Consider the following 9,011-nt stretch of genomic DNA (forward strand, 5'->3'; position numbering starts at 1 on the left):
TCAGTTCCCTCGCCGACTACCTCACCAAAATCAACCCACCGACCACTGAAACCTGAGACAGACTTAGTCTCATCATTTCTGGCGCAGGACACTAGTTCTCGAAGGGTTTCGCGGACGGCGGCAGGGCCATGTCGAGGAGCGCGTCGATGGTTTCCTTGCCGAGCCTGCTGTCGTGGTGGAGGGATCGGCGGATGAGTTGCCCCACGGTTTCCGGATCCACGTCCAGCCGTGTGTGGGCGTCCAGGCAGATCTCGCTCAGGAGTCCTGCGGTGTGCTCCGGCTTTCGCTGGACCTACCAGTCGAAGACCTTGACCACGTCGCGGCGGAGGGTGCCGAGCCAGATTCCGCTCCTCCCCTTCTTGATACCTGTGGCCAGATGGGAGAGCACGGCCTCGATCAGCGTCGTGCGCAGCGCCGACATGGGGACGAGGCTGTCGGTTCCCACCGTGGGGGAGACCGCGGGCCACCAGGCGAGGGACTTGGCTGCCTCCTCGGCCTGCTTCCCGTCGACTTGGATGACCTTGGTGAGGCGGTTGTGGTCGGCGACGAGCCCCTGGGGCTGTGGGGTGCCGAAAGAGGTGGTGGCGGAGAGGAGTGCGCCGGGACCGTGGTCGCGGTGACGCAGTTCAGCCCAGTCCCGGGCGACGGGCTGCGACCACAGAGGTCCGCCTGCGCCGTGGGCCTGTGGTTCGGGCATCTTGTGGTCCTCGTACTCGGGGACTGGGAGGTCGTCCTCGGCGATGTTCGCGATCTTTGCCAGCCCGGCGCGGGCCACCAGGAGGCCCGGCTCCAGCTCGGGGGCCTTCAGGTCGACGACGCACTGGTCCAGCGGCCGTGCGTTCGGCACGCGTCGGCGGTGCTCTGCCCACAGCGCCAGATGATCACGCCAGTTGGGCAGGGCCGTCTTGGGCGCGGTGAACCCGGCGATGGTGGCGATACTCGCCTTGCCCGGGTCGGCGGGGTGGACCACGAGGTTGGCGGCCGTGACGGTGAGCGCGTCCTGGACGCGGCGGGCGTCGTAGCGTTCGTAGGCGCCGTCGAGGACCACGCCGGGCCGGTGCCAGGCGGCGCCGTCCCACCAGTAGCCGCCGTGCCGGTAGAGGAACCCGGTGTCAGATCGGTTGTCCGAACCGTGCGAAGTTCTTCACCAGGCAAAGCGTGAACGGCCACCAAGGCGATGACCAGGCGGCTGAGCGGAGACTTCGCGTGACCCATCAATCCGGCCAGGAGGTCGCTGCGCACGGCCTGCGGGAGGCCCTTGAGGTGACCGACCAACAACTGGCGCGTCGGATCCCGGAACACCATCCGCTCCCGCTTGAGCGCCTTGAACAGGCTGCGCAGGCTCACCGCGATCTGCTGGCGCTCTCGTCCCGACAGGCCGGATACCACCGCCTCAATTGCATGGTGGGGGCGGTGTCGGGGGCAGGGGGGTCGGTGGGCTTGTGGAGGTGGACGACGTTCTCAGACATGCTGGAAGTGCTCCTGACTGCCCCCAGCGGGGCGGGAGTACGCGGGAGTTCCGGGGGCCGGTCCGTGGCAGGGGCGGCCGCCCCGGGCAGCAGAGACGTGCGGGTGAGCGTTAGGCGGCGGGCAGTGCGCCGGCGGGCGCGGTCACCACCAACGGGACTTCTTGGGCACGAGGTAGGGGCAGCCGTTGACCATGTGGTCCACGCACTGCGGGCAGTCCTCGCGCGGCTTGAGCTTGCGGTGCACGCGCCGGTCGTAGGCGTGCTCCCAGCACTGCGGGCACTCACCGGGAAGCGTGTCCTGGCGGGCATGGTCACCACCACCCCGACGACTTCTTGGCCGCCTTGGCGCGGGCGGCCTCGTTCACGCCCCACTGACGCTCGGTCTGCAACGCGGCGATCTCCGCGATCAGCCGGATCTCAGCGGACGCCCAGGCGGTTTCCAGCTTGATCGCGGCTGGAGCAGTGTCGTAGCGTGCACGGTTTGGCAGTTTCCAGTCTTAGGTGGGGGTAATGAGACAGATAGTGAGCCGCTTGGCGGTGCTGTGTTCCGCTCTGGTCGCGTTGATCGCCATGTCGGCCGTGCAGGCACAGGCGGCGGAATCGCAGCCGGTGCCTGTCACGTCCAGCGACAAGTACGCACTCAAGTCCGTGGGCGCCGGCGGTCTTTATGTGTCGGCGGAAGTCGAAACCAGCGGTGACCAGCAGGGCATGCTGCGTGCGCGCAAGCCCGTGCCCCTTCCCGAACAGCTGGGATCCTGGGAGAAGTTCACACTGCACACCGACGACAAGGGGTGGACCACCACCCTGCGTTCGGAAGCAAACGGGAACTACGTCACGACCGAGCGGAACTACACCGGCAGCCACAAGAATCTGCTCCGGGCCCGGGGCACGACCGTCGGCGAGTGGGAGAAGCTCCAACTCGAGAAGCAGACGGACGGTACGTACGCCCTGAAGGCCTGGACGAACGAGGGCTACAAGTACGTGACAGCCGAGGTCCAGGACACCGGAACCGATAGCGGACTGCTGCGGGCACGGGCGGACTCGGTGGGGTCCTGGGAAAAGTTCCAGCTCGTCTTCCTCGGCGAGGAGAACGCGAGCGACGAAGAGGGACGCCCCAGTCCCGCTTCTTCCGCTCCGGCGGCCGACTTCCGTGTGATGTCGTGGAATGTCTGCGCGAATCACAACTCTGCGTGCTCCAACCACCGGGTGGAAGGTGCCGACCTGGGAAGCCAGATCGCTGCCCGGATGGGCACCGCCACGGAGGCACAGCAGTACCGTGCCGTGTTCCTCCAGGAGATCTGCGAGTCGCACACCAAGGACATCGAGACGAAGCTGGAGGAGAAGACGGGGACCGGATGGGACGTACGCTTCGCCCCCGTCAAGTACACCGTCGACGGATCATCCGTGAAGGCCGCCAGGACCTGCGACAACGCCGGGTCGGCGACATCAGGCTGGAAGGACCGTGGCGCCTACGGCATCGGCCTCGCGGTGCCGGACTCCAACGTCTGGTACACGTCGTACGACCTGCCCTCGCCGCAGAACAAGACAATCGGCAGCGACTGGGTACGCATGGAACAGCGGACCGCCATGTGCGCTGTTCTCCCGACCCAAGCTCTGCAGTTCTGCACGGCCCACTTCAGCGCCGGCCTGTCAACAGATGACGCGGACGGGTCGAAGCGCAGGGAACAAGCCGCGAAGCTGCAGGAGATCGTCCATTCGTACACTCCGGCCGGCTATCGGACCGTCTACGGCGGCGATCTCAACTCCATCCCGCCGGACTCCGCCTCGCCGGACAACCCCAAGGACGTCATGACGTCCGCCTACGCGGCGGACAAGGAGTGCGACGAGGGGCTGTCGAGCACTCGGCCGCGCGACGGTCGGGCGACGAAGCCGTTGGACGACCGAAGCATCAAGATCGACTACCTGTTCGGTCCATCCGTCGCGACCGTCGTGTCGTGCGGCGTGACGGCCGACGCGGGGCGGTCGGACCACTATCCGGTCAAGGCACATTTCCGGATCTGAGGGCAGTGACGCGACCTTGGTCCGGAACGCCCCGCTGGTGTTCAGGACCAAGGTCTGACTGGCCGGTACGGGTCTCGCTGTCAGCGCTCCGACAGCGGTGCCGGAGGCGCGTGCAGCACTCACCAGCGATCTCTCCGCACGTTGTTTGAGACGGAGGGGTCGTGGGTTCAAATCCCGCCACCCCGACAGAGAAGTACCAGGTCAGGGGCCTGATCCGCATCGCGGGTCGGGCCCGCAAGTAGCTTTCCGCGCGTGCGGGACTCTCACCGCGCACGACCTTGTAGGAGCCTCCGGCCAGACCGGCGAGCACCGCGCGGCGCTCGCGGCCGTCCAGCGGCCACAACTCGCGGTTCTGCAGTCCCAGGGAGCGGTTCACCTCTGAGCAGCGCAAACCCTCCGCCCTCCATAACGGTCGGCGTGAGAATGACATGGCCATTCGTCACTCATGTCAGCCATAGGTGAGCACCATCCGTCAGTGCCAACCACCAGGTGGGCCGAGCCTGCACCACTGACACTCAGATGACGATCTGACTCTGACACTCCCCCGCAGACCATCAGACCGGGATGATGAACGCGCCTGATGAGGCGCTCTTCACGGCCAGCATCTACGTGCTGCCCAGTGGTTGGGCCTGGCGGGCCCTTCAGCCCTGCTTCGGGTCTCGAAGTCGACCGCCCACCGCTGCGTCCTGATCTGGTCCAGACGGGGTGCGGGGCCTACTGCAGTCACGCCGCCAACATTGCCCCAGCCAACTTGCGATGTCCACGACTCTGGCTGACACTAAACAGATGCGGCGCCTTTAGCGTAGATCAGCCATGATGCCACGATTGCCTACGCTGCAATCGTCTGGGTAGGAAAACCACCGGCTTCACCGGCTACCTGGGGCACATCACCGGCCAAGCTTCATCCCTCAGCCGGTTGCCGATGCAGTCGGGAACAAATCGCATAAAAGTCCGGGTATTTATTCGGTACCCCGCCCGCTTCTGGCTTCAGGAGAAAGGGCACTGTCATGATGCACGAGCCCGAGGGGCCTTTCCGGTCCCCCATCGTTGGTGACCTCAACCTGCCGCCGGACGGTACTGCCGACAAGGGGCCCGCCTCGGAGGACACTCAACAGCGAGTCCCGATGTTGATCGAGCTGAACGTGCTCTATCCCGGAGGCCTGCTGGCGGTCCGCGAGGCCTTCTACGGCATCTGGCAGCGTTACGCGACGATGGCTGGCGGGAGGTGGCCCGAGGAGTTCACGTCGGAGAGCCCCGTCCAACCGCCCGTTCCACACGGTCTCGCGCTTATCGCACCGAAGCTGTATCAGTGCGTGCTTTCCCGCGCAGTCCTGCGCGACTTGGTGGAGGAAGACCGCCGTCTCGCCGAACGCAGCCACCGGCCGCCGACCATCTTCCGGGTCTGGCCGGACTACCGGCTCACCCCGCAGATCGACCGTTCCGCCCCCACAGTGAAGGCCAACGCCGCTTGGCGCTCCTACGACGCACGTGGCCACGGAATCGTCTGGGCGGTCATTGACAGCGGAATCGATGCTTGCCACCCGCACTTCTCCCAGCTGGAACTTGCAACCGCCGGCCGAGGGGAGGACCGGCTGCAGGGGCTGACCAGCCGATTGCACCGCGACTTCAGCTTCCTCGTGAACCCCGACGACCCAGCGGAGCTTGTCGCCGAGGAAACGTCTGACGGGCCGGGTGATCGATACCAGCTGCGGCCTCTGGTGGACGACAGCGGACACGGCACACACGTCGCCGGCATCATCTCGGGCTGCACGCCGGATGACATGAAGCCGCTTGTGGCGGAGTCAAATGACCCGGGGAACGCCGGGTACGTTCAGCGGGCCCATGTGGACAAGCTGTCCGGAATGGCGCCCGGGTGCGAGCTGGTGAGTATCAAGGTCATGCGGCGCAGCCGTCAGGGCACGTGGGTAACCTCGTCCAGCGCGGTCATCCGCGCTCTGACGTACCTGCGAACCGAGGTCAATGTGGACCCGGGGATTCTGCGCGTTCACGGAGTCAACATGAGCCTCGGCTCTGAGTGGAGACCCGATCAGTACGCCGCAGGCCAGTCACCGCTCTGCCAGGCCGTGAACCAGCTTGTCGCCTCCGGTGTGGTCGTGGTCGTCTCTGCGGGCAATTACGGCGCCCGCACCGCCGCCGGAGACTCGGCCAACACCTCCGCCGTGATGGGCTCGATCACCGAGCCAGCGCATGCCGAGGACTGCATCGCTGTCGGATCCACGCACCGTGACGCGCCGCACGCCTTCGGCGTAACCTGGACCTCGGGTAAGGGGCCGACACTCGATGGGCGGATGAAACCGGACGTCGTGGCGCCCGGCGAGTGGATCGCCTCGGCCGCCAGCGGCACAGTCCGGGCTGCGGCCGGGCTGAACCCAGCCGCAGGGGCCCCTCTCCCAGCGAGCTTGCTGACGTACGCCGAGCAGTCCGGCACATCGATGGCGGCGCCGCACGTCTCCGGCGTCATCGCGGCCTTTCTCTCCGCCCGCCCGGAGTTCATCGGCCGGGCACGGCAGGTCAAGCGCTTGCTCGCCGACAGCGCCACCGACATCGGCCGGGAACGGTACGCGCAAGGGGCGGGCCTGGTCGACCTGATGCGAATGCTCGCGAACGTCTGACGAAGGGCAACGGCCATGAGGCGACTGGCGACCAACGAGCCCGTGTGGGATCTCAAATTCGATGAGAAGGGTCGGTTGACGGCGCCGGCCGAGGGAGCTTTCCTCGATCAGGTGATCGCTGAGGGCGTGGATGACCTCTTCATGTTCAGCCACGGGTGGGGAACGTCAGAGAACACGGCTGGCGAGCTCTACGACGAGATGTTTCCGATGATCAGGGATGCCGCTACCGGCTCCGCGGGCATCGGCAGGGTGGGGTTCGTCGGTATTTACTGGCCTTCCTTGTGGTTCCCGCCCACACAGGCGACCCCTCCGCCAGCGGCTGGCGCGACACAGGCCGGGAGCGGCGCCGTAGTGGACCTCAACGCAGGGACGACAGCGCTCTCCGGGAGGGAGATTGCCGCGTCCCTGCAGCCGGGGTTCGCCGACCCGGCGCAGCGGCAGACGGTGATGAAGATCGGTCAGCTCATCGACCAGGGAGAGACAGCGGTCGGCTCGAATGAGTCCGACGCGGAGAAGGAGGAGTGGCTGCGGCAGATCCACCAGCTGCTGAGGTCGCTGGTACCACCGGCACCCGATGGCGAGTTCGAGGATTCGGGCGAGACCGCGCTGCTGCTGACCGCAGACCCGAAGAGCGGTTACCAAGCGGCTGCCGAGGTTTTCGGCAGCGCTCCACCGGGCTCCGCGACGCAAGGCATCGGTGACTGGTTCAACCGCGCTATCAACGGCGCGAAGGACGTCATGCGAGTGCTCTCGTACACAATCATGAAGTCTCGCGCCGGCGACATCGGGCGCGGCGGACTGGGACCGCTGCTTGAGACCCTGCGCGGCCGGTCGTCCTCCGCGCGGGTGCACCTGATCGGCCACAGCTTCGGCGCCCGGCTGGTTTCTTTCGCCTTGTCCGGCATCAGCGCGCCGACGAAGAGCCCGGTCGCGTCACTGCTGCTTCTGCAGGGTGCGTTCTCTCACTGGTCGTTCGCTCACGCGCAGGACAACCCCTTCCGCAGTGCTGGCGCCCTTAATGGCTTCGCGGACCGGGTACACGGCCCCCTGGTGGCCACATTCAGCGTCCACGACTGGGCAGTCGGCGTGTGGTATCCGAAGGCCTCCTTCCTGGCTGGCCAAGACTCGCAGGCTCAGGCCGCGGGGCGCTGGGGTGGCATGGGCGCCGCCGGGTACCAGGCAGTGAACCCATTGGAGGACCGCGTGATCTCGACCGATGGCAACACGAACTACGGGTTTACCCCCCGGACCTTCTACCGGGTCAACGCCGCCGGCGTCATCAACGACGTGGAGGGAGAGTCCTTCTCCGGCGCGCACTCTGACATCCGCAAGATTCCAGTGGCCGCGCTCGCCGCGGATGCCGCCGCAGCGCACGCCTGAAGCAGCCGACCGAACTGATCGACCCGCAGTCCGGTGAACGTCTCCGCCCACAGCCGCTCAGGCATCAACCCCGGCCACGCCAGCCGTCGATACCCTTGTGCGGTGCGGGCACTCGGGGCTTCGCGGCTCTACAAGAACGCCACCACGCAGCGACAGGTCCATAGGGCTGCCGCGTTACTTTAGTTCGGCGTGGATCCTTCCGATCGGACCTCGTCAAGAACACTATGTGGGCAACAGGCAGACACGACCCAGCCGCGAGTCCGCCTCTCCGCAACTGCGCATTGCTCAATACGTCGTACAAAGCAGCAGCGGCCCGGCGCGTGCCTGCACTTCGGCCTAGGCCGGCTGCGCGCAGTATCGAGGAGCATCTCGACCACCCAGAAGTTTTCTAGCAGCTCGGGCACGGTCTCCACTCGGCTGACTGAGAGGCAGTAGGAAATGAGCGGTCCACCGACCTCCGGCCTGACCGGATGGGAACCAACGTTCACGGTTGGGGGATACACACACGACTGTTACGAAAAGGGCGACGGCCCCGGGGTCGTGCTCCTTCCAGAGCTCCCCGGTATCACCCCGGAGGTGCTGGGGCTCGGTGACCATTTGGTTTCCGAGGGATTTACCGTCGTGATCCCGTCGCTGTTTGGGGAGCCTGGACGGCCCGCATCCTTGGCTCGGACGGCGAAAGTCGGCGCCAGAGTCTGTATCTCTGCAGAATTCCGTGCCTTCGCCACAAACGCCTCGCGCCCCGTCGCCAACTTTGTCCGAGACCTCGCCCATGACCTCGCCTCCCGGCGCCCCGGCCAGGGTGTCGGCGTCATCGGAATGTGCATCACCGGAGGCTTTGCACTGGCCGCTGCAGTAGACGAATCAGTGCTAGCCCCCGTTCTCAGTCAACCCTCACTTCCCCTGCCCCTGACTACCGGCCAGCGGACGGATTTGGGGGTTTCCGAGGAGGAACTCGCGTGCGTTGTCGAGCGCACACGGAACGACGGCCTATGTGTGCTGGGGCTACGCTTCAGTAAAGACTGGATGGCCCCCGAGCAGCGATTCGCAGCTTTGAGCGCCCGCCTCGGGGACGCTTTCAAAGTCATCCCGCTCGATTCCGCGCGAGGCAACAGCGGCGGCTTCGGGCGCTTCGCCCACGCGGTCCTCACCCACGAGCTACGCGAGTTTCCGGATCACCCTGCTTTCAAGGCCCGCGCGGACGTCGTAGCTTTTCTACGCCACCGCCTCGGTGTCACCGAACCCAGAGCGAGGAAGCCCTAGGACAGTGTCGCGTACTTCTGCTCGTGAGCGGCAAGGGCTGGATCCGGGCGATGGCCTCTTTCGCCGACCGCGCGGAAGAGGAGATCTAGGGTCCGTCTTCAAAAGATCGTTCAATGGTGGGTCATGGTGTCGTGATACGCCGTCATGAACTCACTGAACCTCTTTCATCTTGTGCTGGAGGGTGAAGTGGGCTGGTCAGCGGGTGTGGTGACGAGGCAGGGCCCCTCGTCGTTGGCGTGGTGAT

General features: G+C 66.0%; 5 protein-coding genes and 2 pseudogenes. 5 read left to right on the top strand and 2 right to left on the bottom strand.

The genetic code is table 11. The features are described from left to right. Window positions 1-292: 292 nt before the first annotated feature. Window positions 293-1,048 (bottom strand): hypothetical protein, encoded by a 756-nt coding sequence (locus tag AC07FK_RS33770; RefSeq protein ID WP_479108728.1) that lies wholly within the window; start codon window positions 1,046-1,048, stop codon window positions 293-295. Between the two features lie 563 nt (window positions 1,049-1,611). Further along, window positions 1,612-1,764 (bottom strand): annotated as a pseudogene (locus tag AC07FK_RS33775) (pRL2-8); the annotation flags it as partial. 215 nt (window positions 1,765-1,979) lie between these two features. On the opposite strand from AC07FK_RS33775, the gene AC07FK_RS33780 reads away from it, so the two are divergent. From AC07FK_RS33780 to AC07FK_RS33800, 5 genes and pseudogenes are all read left to right on the top strand, one after another. Further along, complete coding sequence (locus AC07FK_RS33780) at window positions 1,980-3,491, top strand: hypothetical protein (protein WP_479108729.1); 1,512 nt, start codon at window positions 1,980-1,982, stop codon at window positions 3,489-3,491. A 561-nt stretch (window positions 3,492-4,052) separates the two neighbouring features. After that, window positions 4,053-4,198: pseudogene (locus AC07FK_RS33785) on the top strand (IS5/IS1182 family transposase); the annotation flags it as partial. Window positions 4,199-4,498: 300 nt separating this feature from the next. Continuing rightward, window positions 4,499-6,124 carry a S8 family peptidase gene (locus tag AC07FK_RS33790; protein WP_479108730.1) on the top strand — a complete coding sequence of 542 codons (1,626 nt, stop codon included), beginning with the start codon at window positions 4,499-4,501 and terminating at the stop codon, window positions 6,122-6,124. A 15-nt stretch (window positions 6,125-6,139) separates the two neighbouring features. Then, window positions 6,140-7,504 carry a hypothetical protein gene (locus AC07FK_RS33795; RefSeq protein ID WP_479108731.1) on the top strand — a complete coding sequence of 455 codons (1,365 nt, stop codon included), beginning with the start codon at window positions 6,140-6,142 and terminating at the stop codon, window positions 7,502-7,504. A gap of 438 nt (window positions 7,505-7,942) precedes the next feature. Then, entirely contained in the window at window positions 7,943-8,767 is an 825-nt protein-coding gene (locus AC07FK_RS33800; RefSeq protein ID WP_479108732.1) for a dienelactone hydrolase family protein, read from the top strand. Window positions 8,768-9,011 lie beyond the last annotated feature (244 nt).

Source organism: Streptomyces sp. NPDC046122, assembly GCF_056429965.1.

Excerpts from the sequence above, each read along its gene's own strand:
- AC07FK_RS33780 (WP_479108729.1), top strand. The coding sequence starts at position 1,980 with ATGAGACAGATAGTGAGCCGCTTGGCGGTGCTGTGTTCCGCTCTGGTC.
- AC07FK_RS33790 (WP_479108730.1), top strand. The coding sequence starts at position 4,499 with ATGATGCACGAGCCCGAGGGGCCTTTCCGGTCCCCCATCGTTGGTGAC.
- AC07FK_RS33795 (WP_479108731.1), top strand. The coding sequence starts at position 6,140 with ATGAGGCGACTGGCGACCAACGAGCCCGTGTGGGATCTCAAATTCGAT.
- AC07FK_RS33800 (WP_479108732.1), top strand. The coding sequence starts at position 7,943 with ATGAGCGGTCCACCGACCTCCGGCCTGACCGGATGGGAACCAACGTTC.